This window comes from Streptomyces sp. NRRL S-920 (genome assembly GCF_000717945.1).
Classification (GTDB): Bacteria; Actinomycetota; Actinomycetes; order Streptomycetales; family Streptomycetaceae; genus Streptomyces; species Streptomyces alboniger.
Window position 1 is genome coordinate 132,245 of the sequence record NZ_JODF01000009.1, and the last position, 19,683, is coordinate 151,927.

General features: G+C 69.2%; 12 protein-coding genes. 6 read left to right on the plus strand and 6 right to left on the minus strand.

Features of this window, described 5'->3' with window-relative positions; all coding sequences use genetic code 11:
• The first annotated feature begins 13 nt into the window (after positions 1-13).
• The 3 genes from IG54_RS0109460 (at position 14) to IG54_RS0109470 (ending at position 5,851) form a co-directional block, all read left to right on the plus strand.
• On the plus strand, positions 14-3,922 hold the full coding sequence (locus IG54_RS0109460; protein WP_078593892.1) for a GH92 family glycosyl hydrolase: 3,909 nt from the start codon (positions 14-16) through the stop codon (positions 3,920-3,922).
• A 223-nt stretch (positions 3,923-4,145) separates the two neighbouring features.
• Entirely contained in the window at positions 4,146-5,339 is a 1,194-nt protein-coding gene (locus IG54_RS0109465) for a serine hydrolase domain-containing protein (RefSeq protein WP_051819392.1), read from the plus strand.
• A gap of 131 nt (positions 5,340-5,470) precedes the next feature.
• A complete protein-coding gene (locus IG54_RS0109470; RefSeq protein ID WP_030779878.1) occupies positions 5,471-5,851 on the plus strand; it encodes a VOC family protein in 381 nt (126 codons plus the stop codon).
• Between the two features lie 113 nt (positions 5,852-5,964).
• Here the strand turns inward: IG54_RS0109470 and acnA are convergent, their stop codons facing one another.
• On the minus strand, positions 5,965-8,679 hold the full coding sequence (acnA, locus tag IG54_RS0109475) for an aconitate hydratase AcnA (protein WP_030779881.1): 2,715 nt from the start codon (positions 8,677-8,679) through the stop codon (positions 5,965-5,967).
• A gap of 320 nt (positions 8,680-8,999) precedes the next feature.
• Between acnA and IG54_RS0109480 the strand changes: the two genes are divergently transcribed.
• The gene (locus IG54_RS0109480; RefSeq protein WP_030779884.1) at positions 9,000-9,932 is read left to right on the plus strand and encodes a hypothetical protein; all 933 of its coding nucleotides are present in this window, start codon (positions 9,000-9,002) and stop codon (positions 9,930-9,932) included.
• 92 nt (positions 9,933-10,024) lie between these two features.
• Here IG54_RS0109480 and IG54_RS0109485 read toward each other — a convergent pair whose 3' ends face one another.
• Entirely contained in the window at positions 10,025-11,329 is a 1,305-nt protein-coding gene (locus IG54_RS0109485) for a phosphatase PAP2 family protein (RefSeq protein WP_234336078.1), read from the minus strand.
• A 177-nt stretch (positions 11,330-11,506) separates the two neighbouring features.
• On the minus strand, positions 11,507-12,514 hold the full coding sequence (locus tag IG54_RS0109490; RefSeq protein WP_078593904.1) for a LacI family DNA-binding transcriptional regulator: 1,008 nt from the start codon (positions 12,512-12,514) through the stop codon (positions 11,507-11,509).
• A 230-nt stretch (positions 12,515-12,744) separates the two neighbouring features.
• Here IG54_RS0109490 and IG54_RS0109495 point away from each other — a divergent pair, with 230 nt between their 5' ends.
• Both IG54_RS0109495 and IG54_RS0109500 read left to right on the plus strand, forming a co-directional pair.
• Complete coding sequence (locus tag IG54_RS0109495) at positions 12,745-14,757, plus strand: amidohydrolase (protein WP_234336079.1); 2,013 nt, start codon at positions 12,745-12,747, stop codon at positions 14,755-14,757.
• Positions 14,758-14,853: 96 nt separating this feature from the next.
• The gene (locus IG54_RS0109500; protein WP_030779898.1) at positions 14,854-16,383 is read left to right on the plus strand and encodes a helix-turn-helix domain-containing protein; all 1,530 of its coding nucleotides are present in this window, start codon (positions 14,854-14,856) and stop codon (positions 16,381-16,383) included.
• 708 nt (positions 16,384-17,091) lie between these two features.
• Here the strand turns inward: IG54_RS0109500 and IG54_RS43740 are convergent.
• The 3 genes from IG54_RS43740 to IG54_RS0109510 form a co-directional block, all read right to left on the minus strand.
• The gene (locus IG54_RS43740; protein ID WP_420712235.1) at positions 17,092-17,631 is read right to left on the minus strand and encodes an FAD-dependent oxidoreductase; all 540 of its coding nucleotides are present in this window, start codon (positions 17,629-17,631) and stop codon (positions 17,092-17,094) included.
• A 634-nt stretch (positions 17,632-18,265) separates the two neighbouring features.
• The gene (locus IG54_RS0109505) at positions 18,266-19,012 is read right to left on the minus strand and encodes a hypothetical protein (protein ID WP_030779901.1); all 747 of its coding nucleotides are present in this window, start codon (positions 19,010-19,012) and stop codon (positions 18,266-18,268) included.
• 201 nt (positions 19,013-19,213) lie between these two features.
• On the minus strand, positions 19,214-19,612 hold the full coding sequence (locus IG54_RS0109510; protein ID WP_030779903.1) for a RidA family protein: 399 nt from the start codon (positions 19,610-19,612) through the stop codon (positions 19,214-19,216).
• Positions 19,613-19,683: the final 71 nt, after the last annotated feature.

The window sequence follows — 19,683 nt, forward strand, 5'->3', positions numbered from 1 at the left end:
GAGGGGCTCGGGGATGCCGTACACGGCACGTAGACCTCGTTACAGACACCACCGTCCGGGTGCGCCCGGACGGCCCCGCTCGGCCGCGGCCATCGGCACGCTGGCGCTGGCACTCGTCGTGGCGGCACAGGGGGCCGCCGTCGCCGAGCCGGAGCACGCACCCCGCGAGGAACGGGAGTTCGTCTCCTCGTTCGAGGAGGGGGACGCCCGGCCGGACTGGGTGAGTACCGTCGAAACGGGTCCTGGCGGCAAGAAGAAGGCCTCCGGGGTCAACGGCGCGTTCAGCTCCGGTCTGCCCGGCAGCGTGATGGACCACGTCACCGAGGTCCGGGCCAGCGGGGAGAACGCCGGTTCGGGTGAAGTGGCGGAGAATCTCGTCGACGGCGAGGCGACGAGCAAATGGCTGACGTTCGCGAAGGACGGCTGGGTCGAGTTCGACCTGGACGACCCCGCCAAGGTCGTGACGTACGCGCTGACCTCCGCGAACGACCACGCCGGGCGCGACCCCAAGGACTGGACCCTGAAGGGTTCCACGGACGGCAAGGACTGGAAGGTCCTCGACGAGCGCGCGGGCGAAACGTTCGACGGGCGGCACAAGACGAAGAAGTACGACGTCACGGGCGGGGCCGGCGCCACGGCGTACTCCCACTTCCGCCTCGACGTCACCGCGAACAACGGCGCCGCCGACATCCTCCAGCTCGCCGATGTCCAGCTGTCGGTGGGGGGTTCCGAGGGCCCCGCGCCCGAGGACATGCTCAGTCTCGTGGACCGCGGACCCAGCGGCTCCCCCACCGCCAAGTCGCGCGCCGGGTTCACGGGCAAGCACGCGCTGCGCTACGCGGGCACCCACAAGGTGGACGGCCGCGGTTACTCGTACAACAAGGTCTTCGACGTCGACGTCCCGGTGCGGGCGGACACCGAGCTGGGCTACCGCGTCTTCCCCTCGATGGCCGAGGGCGACCTCGATTACGCGGCCACGAACGTCGCCGTGGACCTGGCGTTCACCGACGGCACCTATCTGAGTGACCTCCGCGCCACCGACCAGCACGGCTTCCCGCTGAGTCCGCGCGGCCAGGGCGCCGCCAAGGTGCTCTACGTCAACCAGTGGAACAACGTGACCTCCCGCATCGGACAGGCCGCGCGGGGCAAGACCGTCGACCGGATACTCCTGGCGTACGACGCGCCGAAGGGCCCGGCGAAGTTCCGCGGCTGGCTCGACGACGTGTCCTTGGCGGAGAAGGCCCCGCCGAAGCCCAGGGCGCACCCTTCCGACTACGCGGACACCAGGCGCGGCACGAACTCCAGCGGCGGCTTCTCGCGCGGCAACAACTTCCCGGCGACAGCCGTCCCGCACGGCTTCAACTTCTGGACGCCGGTGACCAACGCGGGCTCCCTGAGCTGGCTCTACGACTACGCGCGCGGCAACAACGACGACAACCTCCCGACGATCCAGGCGTTCAGCGCGAGCCACGAGCCGAGCCCGTGGATGGGCGACCGGCAGACGTTCCAGATGATGCCGTCCGTCGACAAGGACACGCCGAGCGCCTCGCGGACCAAGCGGGCGCTGCCCTTCCGGCACGAGAAGGAGACGGCGCGCCCGCACTACTACGGCGTGACGTTCGAGAACGGGCTCAAGGCCGAGATGGCGCCGACCGACCACGCCGCGATGATGAGGTTCACCTATCCCGGTGACGACACGAGCCTCGTCTTCGACAACGTCTCGGAGAAGGGCGGCCTCACCCTCGACAAGGAGCGCGGGATCGTCTCCGGGTTCTCGGACGTCAAGTCCGGCCTGTCGACCGGCGCCACGCGCCTGTTCGTCTACGGGACCTTCGACTCGCCCGTGACCGCCGGCGGCAAGCTCGACGGCGGCGGTGGCGGCGACGTCACCGGCTATCTCCGCTTCGACGCGGGAAAGGACCGCTCGGTCCAGCTGCGGCTCGCCACCTCCCTCATCAGCGTGGACCAGGCGAAGGACAACCTCGACCAGGAGATCCCGGCGGGCACCTCCTTCAGCCGGGTGAAGGACCGCGCGCAGAAGCAGTGGGACGCCCTCCTCGGCAAGGTGGAGGTGGAGGGCGCGAGCGAGGGCCAGTCGACGTCGCTGTACTCCTCGCTCTACCGGCTGTACCTGTACCCCAACTCGGGCTTCGAGAAGGTGCGTTCGGCGAACGGCAGGGCCGCGTACAAGTACGCCTCCCCGTTCTCGCCGCAGACCGGACCCGACACCCCGACCCACACCGGCGCGAAGATCGTCGAGGGCAAGCCGTATGTCAACAACGGTTTCTGGGACACCTATCGGACGACGTGGCCCGCGTACTCCCTCCTCACTCCGAAGAAGGCGGGCGAGCTGGTCGACGGGTTCGTACAGCAGTACAAGGACGGCGGCTGGACCTCGCGCTGGTCGTCGCCGGGGTACGCGGACCTGATGACGGGCACCTCCTCCGACGTCGCGTTCGCCGACGCGTACGAGAAGGACGTGAAGTTCGACGCGAAGGCCGCGTACGAGGCCGCGCTGAAGAACGCGACGGTGGTGCCGCCGAGTTCGGGCGTCGGCCGCAAGGGCATGAAGACCTCGCCGTTCCTCGGATACACGAGCAGCGAGACGCACGAGGGCCTGTCGTGGGCGCTGGAGGGTTACCTCAACGACTACGGCATCTCCCGCATGGGCGCGGCCCTCTACAAGAAGACGGGTGACAAGCGGTACAAGGAGGAGTCCGCGTACTTCCTCAACCGCGCCCGCGACTACGTGCACCTCTTCGACGACAAGGCGGCGGGGGCGGGCACGTCCCCCGGGTTCTTCCAGGGCAAGGACGCCAAGGGCAACTGGCGTGTCCCGTCGGACAAGTTCGACCCGCGCGTGTGGGGTCACGACTACACCGAGACGAACGCCTGGGGGTACGCCTTCACGGCTCCGCAGGACTCGCGCGGTCTGGCGAACCTGTACGGCGGCCGCAAGGGCCTCGGCGAGAAGCTCGACACGTACTTCGCGACTCCCGAGACCGGCTCCGCCGAGTTCGCGGGCTCCTACGGCGGTGTCATCCACGAGATGACGGAGGCGCGTGACGTGCGTATGGGCATGTACGGGCACTCCAACCAGGTCGCCCACCACGCCGCGTACATGTACGACGCGGCCGGGCAGCCGTGGAAGACGCAGGAGAAGGTCCGCGAGGTCCTCTCACGCCTCTACACCGGCAGCGAGATCGGCCAGGGCTACCACGGCGACGAGGACAACGGCGAGCAGTCCGGCTGGTACCTCTTCTCCTCACTCGGCTTCTACCCGCTGGTGATGGGGAGCGGTGAATACGCCATCGGCTCACCGCAGTTCAAGAAGATGACCGTGCACCTGGACAACGGACGCGACCTGGTCGTCAAGGCGCCGAGGAACAGCGCCGAGAACGTCTACGTCCAGGGCCTGAAGGTCAACGGCAAGGTGTGGAAGTCGACCGCGCTGCCGCACGAACTCATAGCGCGCGGCGGGGTCCTGGAGTTCGACATGGGACCGAAGCCGTCCGCGTGGGGCTCGGGGAAGAACGCGCAGCCGACGTCGGTCACCCGGGACGACAAGGTGCCCTCGCCGAGGAAGGACGCCCTCAAGGGTGAGGGCGCGCTCTTCGACAACACCTCGGCCACGGAGGCGACTTCGGAGTCGGCCGTGGAACTGCCGGTCGCCGGGCGTACGAAGGCGGTGCAGTACACGCTGACGTCGTCCACGGACAGGGCGAAGGCGCCGCGCGGCTGGGTCCTTCAGGGTTCCGCCGACGGCCGCGGGTGGAAGGACCTGGACAAGCGCTCCGGTGAGTCCTTCGCCTGGGACCAGCAGACGCGGGTGTTCACGGTCGCGCACCCGGGGACGTACCGCCACTACCGGTTGGTGCCGGACGGCTCCTCGACGCTGGCGGAGGTCGAACTGCTCTCCTGAGCCTGGCCGTTCAGGCCCACCCATGGATGCCTCGGTCCGTGCCGCAAGCGGCGCGGACCGGGGCATCTCGCCATGGTGGGGTTCTCCATACCCCTGGTCAGTGGGTTCTCCACAGCCCTGGTCTGGGGGGTTGCTCCATGGCCCGGCGTCGCCCTCCCGTGGCTCAATGATCTTGGGACGAGCGCACTGACCACCACCCCTTCGGCCATGTGAGGCAACCACCATGACGCACCTGCGAAAGACCCTGGGAACGGTGACGGCGATCGTCGCCACGGCGACGCTGGCGATGCCGGTCTCCGCCGCCTGGGCCCACTCCGACGACGCCGGCAGGGCCGGTTACGGCCGGGCGGACCTCCAGCGGGGTCTTGACGACATCGTCCGCGAGGACGGAGTGGTGGGCGCCCAGGCCACCTTGGTGGACGGCAGGCACCGCACGTCGGTGCGGAGCGGGACCGCCGAACTCGGCACCGGCCGGCCGGTACCGCATCAGGGCTACTTCCGGATGGGCAGCAACACCAAGACCTTCGTCTCCACCGTCGTCCTGCAACTGGTCGCCGAGGGCCGCATACGCCTCGACGACAAGGTCGACCGGTGGCTGCCCGGCGTGGTCGAGGGCAACGGCCACGACGGCCACCGGATCACCGTACGGCAGCTGCTCCAGCACACCAGCGGCCTGCCCGACTACGCCCCGAAGCTGCCCATGATCGACGAGGAGGGGTTCCAGAAGAACCGCTTCCACCAGTACGCGCCGCGCGACCTGGTCGACATAGCCCTGCGGGACAAGCCCCTCTTCGAGCCCGGCAAGGGCTGGAGCTACTCCAACACCGGTTACGTACTGGCCGGGATGATCATCGAGAAGGTGACGGGCCGGCACTGGAGCGACGAGGTCCGGGCCCGGATCATCGAGCCCCTCGGCCTCAAGCACACCTTCTCACCGGGCACGCGCACCGGCCTCCCCCAGCCGCACGCCAAGGCCTATCAGCAGTTCAAGCCGGGTGGCCGCCTCGTCGACACCACCGAGGTGAGCATGACCTGGGGCGACGCGGCGGGCGACCTCATCACCACCTCGAACGACCTCACGCGCTTCTGGCGGAGCCTCCTCGGCGGCAAGCTGCTCGGCCCCCAGCAGATGGCGCAGATGCTCAAGACGGTGCCGGCCCCGTCGGAGCACGCGAAGTACAGCAGGGAAATGGGCCTCGGCATCATGCGGACCCAACTCAGCTGCGGCGGCGGCTACTGGGGCCACGGCGGGACCACCCTCGGCCATCTGAACGCCAACGGCTTCGTCGACAAGGGCAAGAAGTTCGGCAAGGACCTGAAGGGGATCATCGTGATGCGCTCCACCAACACGGCCGCCGAGGACCGCGAGGACCGCACCGACCAGCTCGTCGACGACGCCTTGTGCAAGATGAAGTGACCCTTTGCGCAAGATGTGATCGAGGTCGACAACCCGATGCGGGCATGTCTAAGATCCACGGCGACATCGCGTGTCGGTCACCGGCCGGGTGAGGCATGGAGGTGTCAGGAGGTGCCTTCTGGAGGCATTCCTTGTCGGTCGAGCTGAACCACACGATCATCCACGCCCGGGACAACCGGGAGTCCGCCGAGTTCTTCGCGGACCTGCTGGGTCTTGAAATCACCACGGAGTGGGGGCCGTTCATCGCGGTGGCCCTGAGCAACGGCGTCACCCTGGACTTCGCCACCCTCCCCGCCGAGCACATCACCCCGCAGCACTACGCCTTCCTGCTATCGGAGGCGGAGTTCGACACCGCGTACGAGAAGATCCGGGCACGCGGCATCCGGCACTGGGCGGACCCGCACCAGAAGCAGCCGGGCGAGATCAACCGCAACGACGGCGGAAAGGGTGTCTACTTCCTCGACCCGTCGGCCCATGCGATGGAACTGATCACGGTTCCGTACGGCGGCTAAGGCCTGTCCGGCGGATCAGGGCGCATGTGCGCATGTGCGCATGTGCTGGAACACACGAGGGCCGCACCCCGTACGGAACGGGGTGCGGCCCTCGACTGCTGCTTAGCGCCTGCCTACTTGCGGATCAGGCTGCGCAGCACGTACTGCATGATGCCGCCGTTGCGGTAGTAGTCCGCCTCGCCGGGGGTGTCGATGCGGACGACCGCGTCGAACTCGACGCCCGTGTCCGTGGTGACCTTGACCGTGCGCGGCGTGGAGCCGTTGTTCAGCTCCTCGACGCCGGTGAAGGAGAAGGTCTCCTCGCCGGTCAGGCCGAGGGACGCGGCGGACTGGCCCTCCGGGTACTGGAGCGGCAGCACGCCCATGCCGATGAGGTTCGAGCGGTGGATGCGCTCGTACGACTCGGCGATGACGGCCTTGACGCCGAGGAGCGCGGTGCCCTTGGCGGCCCAGTCGCGGGACGAGCCGGAGCCGTACTCCTTGCCCGCGAGGACGACCAGCGGAATGCCCTGGTCGATGTAGTTGCGCGAGGCGTCGTAGATGAACGAGACCGGAGCGTCCTCCTGCGTGAAGTCACGCGTGAAGCCGCCCTCCGTGCCCGGCGCGATCTGGTTGCGCAGGCGGATGTTGGCGAACGTGCCGCGGATCATGACCTCGTGGTTGCCTCGGCGCGAGCCGTAGGAGTTGAAGTCGCGGCGCTGCACGCCGTGCTCCGTGAGGTACTTGCCCGCCGGGGTGTCGGCCTTGATCGCACCGGCCGGGGAGATGTGGTCGGTGGTGACCGAGTCGCCCAGCTTGGCGAGGACGCGGGCGCCCGTGATGTCGGAGACCGGGGTGGTCTCCATCGTCATGCCCTCGAAGTAGGGGGGCTTGCGGACGTACGTCGACTCGGTGTCCCACTCGAAGGTGTTGCCCGTGGGGATCGACAGCGCCTGCCACTGGGCATCGCCCGCGAAGACGTCCTGGTAGGACTTGTTGAACATGTCCTCGCCGATGGAGTTGGCGACGACGTCGTTCACCTCGGCCTCGGAGGGCCAGATGTCCTTGAGGTAGACCGGGTTGCCGTCCTGGTCGGCGCCCAGGGCCTCGGTCGTGATGTCGATCTTCATCGAGCCGGCGAGGGCGTACGCGACGACCAGCGGCGGGGACGCCAGGTAGTTCATCTTGACGTCGGGGTTGATGCGGCCCTCGAAGTTCCGGTTGCCGGAGAGGACGGACGTCACGGCCAGGTCGTGGTCGTTGACGGCCTTCGAGACCTCCTCGGGCAGCGGGCCCGAGTTGCCGATGCAGGTGGTGCAGCCGTAGCCGACGAGGTTGAAGCCGACCTTGTCGAGGTAGGGGGTGAGCCCCGCCTTGTCGAAGTAGTCGGTGACGACCTTCGAGCCGGGCGCGAGGGTGGTCTTGACCCACGGCTTGCGGGTCAGGCCCTTCTCGACGGCCTTCTTCGCGACGAGCGCGGCGGCGACCATCACGTACGGGTTCGAGGTGTTGGTGCAGGAGGTGATGGCCGCGACCGTCACCGCGCCGTGGTCGATCTCGTACGTCGAGCCGTCGGGCGCCGTGACCGTGGTCGGGTTCGACGGGACGCCGTTGGTGGTGGCCGGGGCGTCGGAGGCCGGGAAGGACTCCTGGCCCGCCTCGTCGGCGGTGTCCACGTAGTTGCGCACGTCCAGGGCGAACTGCTGCGCGGCGTTGGCGAGGACGATGCGGTCCTGCGGACGCTTCGGGCCCGCGATGGACGGGACGACCGTGGAGAGGTCCAGCTCCAGCTTCTCGGAGAAGTCGGGCTCGGCGGCCGGGTCGAGCCAGAGGCCCTGCTCCTTGGCGTACGCCTCGACGAGCGCGACCTGCTGCTCGTCGCGGCCCGTCAGCTTCAGGTACTTCAGCGTCTCGTCGTCGATCGGGAAGATCGCGGCGGTGGAGCCGAACTCCGGCGACATGTTGCCGATGGTGGCGCGGTTGGCGAGCGAGGTGGCGGCCACGCCCTCGCCGTAGAACTCGACGAACTTGCCGACGACGCCGTGCTTGCGCAGCATCTCGGTGATGGTCAGCACGAGGTCCGTGGCGGTGGTGCCGGCGGGCAGCTCACCGGTCAGCTTGAAGCCGACGACGCGCGGGATGAGCATGGAGACCGGCTGGCCGAGCATCGCGGCCTCGGCCTCGATGCCGCCGACGCCCCAGCCGAGGACGCCCAGGCCGTTGACCATCGTGGTGTGCGAGTCGGTGCCGACCAGGGTGTCGGGGTAGGCCTGGCCGTTACGGACCATGACCGTACGGGCCAGCTTCTCGATGTTGACCTGGTGGACGATGCCGGTGCCCGGGGGGACGACCTTGAACTCGTCGAAGGCGGTCTGGCCCCAGCGCAGGAACTGGTAGCGCTCCTTGTTGCGGCCGTACTCCAGCTCCACGTTCTGGCCGAAGGCCTCCGCCGTGCCGAACTTGTCGGCGATCACGGAGTGGTCGATGACCAGCTCGGCCGGGGCCAGCGGGTTGATCTTCGCCGGGTCGCCGCCGAGTTCCTTCACGGCCTCACGCATGGTGGCGAGGTCCACCACACACGGGACGCCGGTGAAGTCCTGCATGATCACGCGGGCCGGCGTGAACTGGATCTCCTGGGACGGCTGGGCCTGGGAGTCCCAGTTGCCGAGCGCACGGATGTGGTCGGCGGTGATGTTCGCGCCGTCCTCGGTGCGGAGCAGGTTCTCAAGGAGGACCTTCAGGCTATAAGGGAGCCGTGCGGAGCCCTCGACCTTGTCCAGCTTGAAGATCTCGTACGACTCGTCGCCCACGCGCAGCGTGCTGCGGGCGTCGAAGCTGTTCGCCGACACGACAGTCTCCTTCATTTTTTGTGCGCGTTCCAGCACATCCTGCCGCCACGACTCCTCGTCGATCCGCTAAGGTAAAGCTTAGTTAGGTAACCCTTACCCGGGGGCGGCTTCTGGTGCGCCTCGGCAGATATCTCGATGTCGAGATAACTCTAGTACATGACCCGCCGTGGCGACGAGGCGCGCCTTCATTCGCGCGTTCGGTGAGCCCTGATGACGAGAGCGGTCTCCGTCGGGCGGTGGAGGTGGGCACTCCTCGCGGGGGACGTGCGCGGCAGTGGGATGCCCAAGGCTGGAGTTCCTGCCAAGAAGGGAACGTCCAGGTGGAACGCTGGGACCGGGTCGGTCGGTGCGCGGGATACGGGGCCGCTTTGTCGCTGGCGCCGTATCTGTTGATCAAAGTGTTGTGGGTCGTCGGCTCGCTCCTGGGAGTGGTGCCGATCGGCGAGGGTTACAGCCAAGCCGGTTGGGTTCTGCTCAATACGGTGACCATCGGCATGGCGGCCATCGGTATCGCCCTGGCGCTCGCCCTGGTGCGACCCTGGGGCATGCGCTTACCGGGACGACTGGTGGCATTCTGCGCCTGGACCGGGTCGGGCTTCCTTGTGTCGATCCTGCCGTACGCCGTACTCAGTACGCTGCTGGATGCCGCGCGCGGCAGTTCGTCCGACGACGGGGGCGACAGCAACGCCATGCCCGGCTGGATGGGCGCCCTGCTCCAGTTCAGCTTCATGGGGATGGGGCTGGGGCTTGCCCTCGCACTCCCCGCCTACCTGCGTCGCCGCTGGCCGCAGGCGTTCACCGGACGAGGCCGGGGCAGCGCCGGTGCCGGTGCGCCCTGGGCAGCTGTCGTCGCTGTCGTCGTCGGCCTGGTCTGGCTGTACTGGGCAGTGGGCGGCACCCTCGGAATCGCCCACCCCGAAGAGCGCCACACCAACGGAGAGCTGCTCACTGGCCTGGGCGCGCTCTGGGCGCTGGCCGGCGCCGCTGCCATCTGGACCCTCACCCGGGCACGGCCCGCCCGGCGGCCCCACTGGCTTCTCCTGGCGCTCGGCTGGCTCGGGTCGGGCTCGCTCTTCGCATGGAGCAGCTGGAAACTGCCCCTCACGCTGCTCGTGGCGCTGACCCACCCAGGCGACGTCACCCCACCGGAGAACCCAGCCGTCGCCGCGGTGCTGCACCTCGCCGCCATCGCAGCGGGGGCCGGCATGCTGAGAACACTCCTACGCTCACGGCCGCGCATCCCGGCTGCCTGATACGGGCCTGAGGCTCCCTGCACGAGCTTGGACCCGGGGGTGCGACGCGCCTCCCCCAGCGACGAGGCGCGCCGTCATCGCGCCCTGCCGCGTCAGACCATCTCCGGCTGCGGCTCCAGCTGCTGCGTCGGTGGCGCGGCCTTCGGTTCCCGCGGCTCGGCGGTTCTTATATAGCCGTAGATGACCGAGGCCATCGCCCCGATGAGCAGCGGCCCGAACAGCCACGGGTGCCGGGCCATCTCCATCGGCAGGAAGCGGTACGACAGCAGGAACAGGACGAACACCGTCGTGCCGTAGGCCACCAGCTGGATGCTCGCCCGGTCCCAGCCCCGGTCGAACGAGCGCAGCGCCGCGTCGATCGTGTACGCGAACACGACACCGGCGACGATGTCCGCGCCGTAGTGGTAGCCGAAGCCCAGCGTGGCGCCGAGCGTGGCGATCAGCCAGAACGTGCCCGCGTAGCGCAGCAGTCTCGGCCCCTTGCGGGAGTGGATGAAGATCGTCGTGGCCCACGCCGTGTGCAGACTGGGCATGCAGTTGCGCGGGGTCTTGTCGTCGAACGGCATGACGTGCGGGGTGGTGATCGTCGGCGGCGTGTTCGGCCAGATGTCGGCCACCGCCCAGTGCTCGCCGTGGACGCCGTACGCGAAGATCGGCCCGACGACCGGGTAGATCATGTAGATGCCGGGCCCGAGCAAACCGATGACCAGGAACGTACGCACCAGATGGTGCCCCGGGAAGCGGCCCTCGCTCGCCACGTTGCGCAGCTGGTACAGCGCGATGACCACCGCGGCCACCGCGAGCTGGATATAGACGTAGTCGAGAACGTGCGCACCGATCTCGCCCGTGGCGTTGACCATCCGCCCCACGACCCACGACGGGTTGCCCAGCGCGTGATCGGCGGTCGCCACGTACTGGTCGAGGACCGTCGGGCGGGTCTTCCACGTGATGAGCAGCCAGGTGTCACCGGTCTTGCGGCCGGCCACCAGCAGCAGGCCGAGCCCCACGCCCTTCAGCAGCAGGAGCCGGTCCCGGCCGGTGCGGCGCGTGACGGCGATCACGGCGCAGGCGAGGATCACCCACAGCGCGCCGTTGCCGAACATCATCTTGGCGTCGACGGCCCAGCGCACCAGGAAGAAGACGATGTCGATGCCGACCGCGACGCCCATGGCGATGAACCGCTGCCGCCAGGTGAGGACCACCATCATCAACGCCATGCCGGCGTACAGCAGCGGACCCGACTTGGGGGCGAAGATCACCTCGCGCGCCTGGTTGGTGATCGGCCCGGGCAGGCCGTAGCCGCGCGCGGCGACCTCCAGCGCGATGAGGAACGCGAGGGCCACCACAGCCGCTGCGGTCCACAGGATCGCCCGTGGTTGACGCCATGCGGCGAGCACGGCTGTGCAGTTTGTTCGCGAAAACACCCGCGATGCTCTGGATATCAATTGTCCGGCCGATTTGTTAGACGTGGGCTGTGGGTCCGAGCATGTTATCGGAGCTATACGGGTGGGCTTCGCGGGTCATGCCGCCTCCCTGCGGTGAGCGTGGCCTCCGTGCGGTGAGCGTGGCCTCCATTATCCGGGCCCGCGCGCCGGCTCCCCGCCGGATGAGGCCCGCACCAGGAGCGCGGCCGGTACGACCAGCGGGCCGGGAGCCGTCCGGCACGTGCCCTCGATCAGGTCGACGAGGAGCGTCACGGCGGTGCGCGCGGTGCGCTCCGGGTCGAGGGTGACCGTGGTCACCGGCGGCGTGGTCACCTCGTAACCGGCGTCCTCGCTCGCGCACACCAGCCGCAGGTCGCCCGGGATCCGCAGGCCGTGGCGGGCCGCGGCGGCCAGCAGCTGGCGGCCGCCCGGGTCGTACGCGGCGTAGACGGCGTCGGCGCGGTCCGGGCCCCGCAGCAGCGCGTCGAACGCGTGCCCTTGGCCGTCGGCCACCTCGAAGGGCACGATCCGCGGCGCCGAGCCGTGCCGGTCGCACCACCGCGTGTACGCCGCCGTGACCACGCGGGCGTAGTGCTCGTCGCCGTTGCCCGACTGGAGGGCGATGCGGCGGGCGCCGCTCGCCGCGAGGTGGTCGAGGACCTCGCGGGCGGTCGCCTCGTGGTCGTTGTCGACCCAGCGGTCGCCGGGGCTGGGGTCTCCGGGGGCGCCGTCGAAGACGAGCGGGATGCCGCGGGCCCGCAGGGCGCGGACCATCGGGTCGCCGCGCGGGCTGTCCACGATGAGCATGCCGTCGACGTTGAGGCTGTGCCAGGAGTCGTCCGCGGCGCGGTCGGCGGGGAACGTGGTCAGGGCGTAACCCCGCGCGTGGGCGGCGGAGGTGGCCGCGGTGACGGCGCGCGAGAAGTAGGCGACCTCCGTGTAGTTCCAGGCGCCGCGGAAGGTCGTGACGGCGACGCCGAGCGTGCGGCTGCGCGGGGGGCCGGGGGTGCCGTAGCCGAGGCGCGTCGCCGTCTCGCGGACACGGCGGCGGGTGGCCTCGCCGATCCTGCCGGTGCCGTTGAGGGCGTGGGAGACCGTCGCCGTCGAGACCTCCGCGGCGCGGGCTATGTCGGCGAGCGTCGGCGCGGGCCCTGGCATGCGGGCCATCGTACGGAGGTTCGGAAATCGTCGTCCGGGGCGGGTTCTGGTTAACGCGTTACTCGGTGAGGGTCTGGCGCGGGCCGTCGTGGGGCTCGCCGTGGGGTTTGGCGTGGGGCTTGCCGTGGGGCCTGGCGTAGGGCCTGTCGTGGGGCTTGCCGTGCCGCGCCGCTTGGCGGAGATGTCTCCCGCTCGGTTCGCCCGTTGCCGCCACCTCTTGGAGCGTCGTCGTGTCCCAGCCGCCTGTGTCCCCGTCGCCCGCGTCCCAGCCGCCCGCGTCCCCGTCGCCCGATTCGCGGTCGTACGTTCCTCAGCCGTACGCCCTCCAGCCGTACGTCGCCCAGCCGCACGTCCCCCAGCCCTCCCGGCGCGGCCTTCTCCGCGCCGCCGGAGCCACGGGAATCGCCGGAGCCACCGGGCTCTCCGGACTGGTCGCCGCCGCGCCCGCCCGCGCCTCCTCTCCCGCCCGGCAGTCCGCCGCGCTCGTCCTGCACAACGCCCGGGTGTTCACCGGCACTTCGGGGAACTCCCGGGCCGAAGCGGTGGCCGTCGGGCGGGACGGGCGGATCCTCGCCGTCGGTGCCGGCCGGGCCGTGCGGCGGTTCATCGGCCGGGATACCGACGTGGTGGACGCCCGGGGCGGCACCGTCATGAGCGGGATCCACGACGGGCACGCCCACCCGATGGACGCCGCGAGCCGCTCCCTGCGCCCCTCCCTCGCGGGGGCCGAGCAGACGGTCGACGAACTCCAGAAGACGCTGACCGGGTTCCTTCAGGACTCCGCAGACCAGGAGCCCTGCGGCTGGCTGGTGGTGGAGGACTGGAACCCCATCGGGCTCCTCCCCCGCGGCACCGCCCCGCACCACTCGATGCTCGACGCCCTGCCCACGCGCCGCCCGATCGTCCTGCGCGGCGGGGACGGCCACAACCTGTGGGCCAATCAGCGCGCCCTGGACATCGCGAAGGTCACCGCGTCGACCCCCGACCCGGCCGGCGGAGAGATCGTCAAGGGCCGGGACGGCAAGCCCACCGGCGTGCTCAAGGACGACGCCCAGCCGTTCGTCGCCCGGCACATCCCCGAGCCCGACGAGACCCGACTGGCGCAGGCCGCCACGGAGATCCTCGCCGAGGCCGCCGCGTCCGGGATCACCACCTTCATGGAAGCCGTCGTCGGCCGCGGCGAGCTGAAGCTCTATCAGCGCCTCGCCGAGTCGGGCCGCCTCCCGCAGCGCATCGTGCCCGCCCTGCGCATCGACACCGAGCTGACCGGAGATCCGGCCGCGGCGCTCGCGTACGCCCGTGGGCTCCGGGCGGACTTCAAGGGCGTACGCGGACTGCGCTTCGGCACGGTGAAGGTCTTCCTCGACGGCGTCATCGAGTACCCCGCGCAGACCGCCGCGCTCCTGAAGCCCTATCTGGACAAGGACGGCAGGCCCACCGACAATTGCGGCGACCTGTACGTGTCGGCCGCCGACTACGGACGGCTCAGTGCCGCCTTCAACGCCGAGGGCTGGCAGATGCACGCGCACGCCATCGGCGACCGTGCTGTACGCACCTCCCTCGACGGCTACGCGTACGCCCTGCGCGCCACCGGCCGCCGGGACGTACGCAACACCACGGCGCACCTCCAGCTGGTCGACCCCGCCGACCTCCCCCGGTTCGCGGCGCTCGGCGTCGTCCCCTGCATGCAGCTCCAATGGGCCGCCCGCGACACCTGGACCGTGGACGCCCTGCTGCCGTACATCGGCGCGGCACGCCACCGCTGGCAGTACCCGGCACGCAGCCTCCAGAAGCGGCGCGCGGCGCTCGCGGGTGGCTCGGACTGGCCGGTGGACCCCCTTCAGGTCTGGAACCAGATCCGGACCGCGATCGACCGCGAGGGCATGGACGGAGAGGGCGACCTCTACCGCACTGAAGAAGGCATCAGCCGTGCGTCTTCCCTGCTCATGCACACGTTGGGCACCGCGCGTCAACTCCGTACCGACCACCTCACCGGGACCGTCGAGCAGGGCAAGGAGGCCGATCTGGTGCTGCTCGACCGCGATGTGACGCGCTGTCCGGTGGCCGATATCAGCTCTGCCGAGGTGCGCCTCACGCTCGTCGGAGGCACAGTGGTGCACGACGCACAGTCGTCGGCAGGACGCGCGGCCGCCGCCCGGGTGACGCGGGCGGCGGCGGGGCCCCGGCCCACGGCGTACGCGTCGGTGCACGGCGGACGGCACGCTTCCTGCGGTTGCGGCTGAACTCCCTTGCGCCGTTCCCCGAATGGGCCTGGGACGCTCCCCGTATGGACCACCCCAGCGCGCACGTCATCTCATATCTGAGATAACCTGCGACGCATGGCAGACGACTACCTCGTACGCATCGGCAAGCTCATCCGTGATGCCCGGCAGCACCGGGGCTGGACACAGACGCAGCTCGCCGAAGCGCTCAGCACCAGCCAGAGCGCCGTGAACCGCATCGAGCGGGGCAACCAGAACATCAGCCTTGAGATGATCGCCCGCATCGGCGAGGCGCTCGACAGCGAGATCGTGTCGCTCGGCTACGCCGGGCCGATGCACCTGCGGGTGGTCGGCGGCCGCCGGCTCTCCGGCTCCATCGACGTCAAGACGAGCAAGAACGCGTGCGTGGCGCTGCTCTGCGCGTCCCTCCTGAACAAGGGCCGCACGGTGCTGCGCCGCGTCGCCCGCATCGAGGAGGTCTACCGCCTTCTGGAGGTGCTCAACTCCATCGGCGTACGCACCCGTTGGATCAACGACGGCGTCGACCTGGAGATCGTGCCGCCCGCCAAGCTGGAGATGGACGCCATCGACGCGGAGGCCGCGCGCCGCACCCGTTCGATCATCATGTTCCTCGGCCCGCTGCTGCACCGCATGGACCGCTTCAAGCTGCCGTACGCGGGCGGCTGCGACCTCGGCACCCGCACGATCGAGCCACACATGATCGCGCTGCGCCGGTTCGGTCTGGACATCGCGGCGACCGAGGGGCTGTACCACGCCGAGGTGGCGCGGGACGTCTCCCCCGACCGGCCCATCGTCCTCACCGAACGGGGGGACACCGTCACGGAGAACGCGCTGCTGGCCGCCGCGCGCAGCGCGGGCACCACCGTCATCCGCAACGCCTCCTCGAACTACATGGTCCAGGACCTGTGCTTCTTCCTGGAGGCGCTGGGCGTCAAGGTCGAGGGCATCGGGACGACGACGCTGACCGTGCACGGCGTGCCGACCATCGACGTCGACGTCGACTACTCCCCGTCCGAGGACCCGGTCGAGGCGATGAGCCTGCTGGCCGCCGCCGTCGTCACGGAGTCCGAGCTGACGGTGTGCCGGGTGCCGATCGAGTTCCTGGAGATCGAGCTGGCGGTCCTGGAGGAGATGGGCCTCGACCACGACCGCTCGGCGGAGTACGCGGCGGACAACGGGCGTACGCGCCTCATCGACCTCACCGTGCGCCCCTCCAAACTGGAGGCGCCGATCGACAAGATCCACCCGATGCCGTTCCCCGGCCTGAACATCGACAACGTCCCCTTCTTCGCGGCCATCGCGGCGGCGGCACAGGGCAAGACGCTGATCCACGACTGGGTGTACGACAACCGCGCGATCTACCTCACGGACCTCAACCGCCTGGGCGGCCGCCTCCAGCTCCTGGACCCGCACCGCGTCCTGGTCGAGGGCCCCACCCGCTGGCGCGCCGCAGAAATGATGTGCCCCCCGGCGCTGCGCCCCGCGGTGGTCGTCCTCCTCGCGATGATGGCGGCAGAGGGCACGTCGGTGCTGCGCAACGTGTACGTGATCAACCGCGGGTACGAGGATCTGGCGGAGCGGCTGAATTCGGTGGGGGCGCAGATCGAGACGTTCCGGGACATCTGAGACGCCCCTGGGGGCCGCGGCAGTACTCCGTCCGATCTGCGTGAGCGTAGGGCGGACGGGGTGCGGCGGCGCTTTGGGCCAGCCCTATCATGTCGCTATCTGCCGAGAGTACGTGGATCCCAGATGACGCATTACCGGGATGACACCATACTCATATTCGGAGACAAAAGAAGAACTACTGAATGTCGGCTGACTATCGGCGGGGCACGAATATACACAAGGTGTCGCACCCGGAGGCCTCGTTGACGTGCTGAAGGGGCTGGCAAGAGACCCTTGTAACATTTTCCGGGGGATTCACTTCTGTGGACTTTGCCCTTCCTTCGAAGTTGCGCAGGAGCATGTATATCGAGACGGCTTGTTCCTGGGCAGTGGGGAGATTCGAGTTCACTCTTCGCCTGGAATAAGCTGGGCGGCACCGGTCTTGATCGCACATTATGTTGAGATCCACCGATACCTCTCTCCGGTGGAATTCGTTCGCGCGGCACTTGAATAGAAATTCCGGCTATTGGCCTGCCGCGCCGCGTTGAAATCAGTGCGCCTATTTTGTGGCGAGCGGTCCGAAATCGGCCGACTGCGGTGTGCAGCCGGTGCGGCGGATCAATCAGGGCCGGAAGACGCCGCCGATCAGCAGCAGACCGATCAGGACCATCCCCGCGGCTGCGGGAATGGCCCCACCATCCGCCGCTACACAAGTATCCGAAGGAGCGCTCACCTTACGCGCGGGGGTGCTCCCCACGACCGGTTCTCTTTCGAAGGCCTCATGACTGCCCCCCCGTACGTGCAGGGAGGGTCACCAGTCCAGGGTCCGGTGGTTGACGGGCAGGTGCTCCCGCGCGTGCGGAGGGCAGTAGTCCCACTGCGATCACCACAGCCGCTGAACAACACCGTGTACTCATTGCGCGTGGAAGATGGTCCCCGCTCCCCGGAACCGCCCCCGGCCTCCACCGCGCGCTGCTTCAAGGCCCGCTCGACCTCATACTGCGGCAGGACCAGGACGTGCACAAAGCGGGAGGGCAGCGGCGCGAGGGCGAGCGCGAGGCGGTCGAAGAGGCGCCTCGTGGCAGGCGGCCCCCCCCTGGCCAGTTCGTCGGCGAGGCCCCAAGCGCCGAGCTGCTCCAGCGTGCGGGCATGCACGACAACCGCGCGCGAGAGGTTACTGATGCCGGGCGCCCGCTCCTCGACGAGGGTGACGGGGCGCCCGCTGCGACGAGGTCCCCGGCGAGCAGCATCCCGGAGGCCCCCAACCATGACGCCACCCTCCGCGCCCACCGTGTTCCTGATGGTGCGCGTGTTCCCGGTCGCACCAGTTCCGCTCTAATGATGCGCCAAAATCATCCATACATCGACGGCTAAGCGGCCAGAAAAGGAAGGATGGAGGTTTGTAACACCTAGGGCGTTAGGCCCTAGAGCACTTCGAATGAATACGTTACGCCCCTCATAAGTACTCCCCACTTGCGAGGGGGATGCCCCACCTAGGGCGTGAGAGACGCGTGCTCCCCACACCTGCGGGGATGGTTCCGCCGCGTAGCGGCTCGGGCGCCGGAGGGCGCCTCCAGCGCCCATGGTGACAGTTCCATAGCCCCTTCGTGCTGCGCCTTGTCCCGCCCACGGCGGCTGGCCGCCGGCAGCAGCCCTGGCAGCACACTGCCAGCGGATGGCACGGTCTCACCACTGTCGATACCGACCAACGGCCACGGAGTTTACGGTTCCCCCGTGGCCTGCCCGTGCCGCGCTGGGGTGGCGGCCGGTCGCCGACTGGGGAGCCTCTTCAGTCCGCCTCAGTTCCCCGCTACGGCCCATGGCGGGGGCGTCGCGGCCGGGTCAAGCCGTGGCGCCCCTGCCGTGATGCGTGCTCGGCCGTTTACGGTCTCGGCCGATGCGGCTACTGGCCCGAGGCCGCGAGTTCCTTGAGGTCGACCGTGTCGCCCTTGCCGGGAGCCTTCGGGCTCACGGGCTTGTTGTAGTCCGTGAACGTCGCCTCGTTGGGCTTGTCGCCGCCCTTTACTGACGTGCGCAGGATGTATGGCTTGCCCTCTGTCGCGACGTACATCGTGTGGGTCTCGCCTCCGGAGGCCTTCTTCGTCAGGGTGATGGCCTCCTTTCCGTCGATGGTCGTCGTGTCGCCCTTCTTCATGCCTTTGCGGGTCGACTTGTCCTCGTCCATGGAGGCGACCAGGCCCTGCTTGTCGCACAGGCCGGATGTCGAGGCGTCGTCGGCGGGCGTCTTGACCCACTTGTCGGTGACCTTGGCGAGCACCTTGTCCGAACCGGGCTGGTTCTTCAGCGCGTTCTTCCAGTACTGCTCGTTGCCGCGCACGTACAGCGACGCGTTCGTGTGCCGCAGCTCGGCCTTGGCGCCCGCGGTGTCGACGACTCCCTCGCAGTTCTTCTCCTGGTCGACCGCGAGGTCCACGCTCACCGACTTCCCGTCGGCCTGCCGCAGGTCACCCTTGAGGCGCATCGAGTCCGCCTTCTTGGTGGCCGCGACCGCCTTGGCCGCGATCTGGTCGGCGCTGTCCTTGGCGAACGGTTTGTCGGAGCCGCCGTCGTCGCTGTCACCGCAGCCCGTCAGCAGAGCGGCCGAGAGTCCCATGATGCCGATGACACCCGTAACCTTGCTCGCACGCACGTGTTCACCCCTCCTCAATCGCCCCGGCCCTCGTGGCCGCGGCTGTCTCCAGGTACCCAGGAACTTCCTTCCGACGCAGGCGACTTGACGGGGTGGCGGGGGCTCTCTCGCGTCTCCTTGGTGTCATCGCGGCCAGGGTCTTCGCCAGGCCGTCGGGGCGGTTGAGCGGGGGGTGCGGCATGCCGTTCCGGCCGCGGCGCCTCAGTCCAGGACCGCTACCCCGTCCAGTTCCACCAACGCTTGGTCGTCCCACAGCCGGACCGCGCCCAGCACCGCCATCGCGGGGTAGTCGCGACCGGCCAACCGCCGCCAGATCGCGCCCAGTTCGGGTGCGTGTTCGCGGTAGTCGGCCACGTCCGTGGCGTAAACGGTGACGCGGGCGAGGTCGGCGGGGGTGCCGTCCGCGTGGCGCAGGGCGGTGAGGAGGTTGGTGAGGGCCACCTCGAACTGCTCGGGCAGGGTGGTTCCGACGACCTTGCCCTCGCCGTCCAGGGCGGTCTGCCCGGCGAGGAAGACGAGGCGGGAGCCGGTCGCGGTGACGGCGTGCGAGAAGCCGGTGGGCGGGGAGAGTTCGGCGGGGTTGACGCGATGCAGGGTCATGGGGGTGACCTCCTGGGTCGGGGCGCAGATCCGTTCGGGGGCAGAAGTCGTCGGGGGCACAAGTCGGGGGG

What these genes read in the sequence shown, in the direction of transcription:
- IG54_RS0109460 (WP_078593892.1), top strand. Translation starts at nt 14, where the DNA reads ATGCCGTACACGGCACGTAGACCTCGTTACAGACACCACCGTCCGGGT.
- IG54_RS0109465 (WP_051819392.1), top strand. Translation starts at nt 4,146, where the DNA reads ATGACGCACCTGCGAAAGACCCTGGGAACGGTGACGGCGATCGTCGCC.
- IG54_RS0109490 (WP_078593904.1), bottom strand. Translation starts at nt 12,514, where the DNA reads ATGCCAGGGCCCGCGCCGACGCTCGCCGACATAGCCCGCGCCGCGGAG.
- IG54_RS0109500 (WP_030779898.1), top strand. Translation starts at nt 14,854, where the DNA reads ATGGCAGACGACTACCTCGTACGCATCGGCAAGCTCATCCGTGATGCC.
- IG54_RS43740 (WP_420712235.1), bottom strand. Translation starts at nt 17,631, where the DNA reads ATGGTTGGGGGCCTCCGGGATGCTGCTCGCCGGGGACCTCGTCGCAGC.
- IG54_RS0109510 (WP_030779903.1), bottom strand. Translation starts at nt 19,612, where the DNA reads ATGACCCTGCATCGCGTCAACCCCGCCGAACTCTCCCCGCCCACCGGC.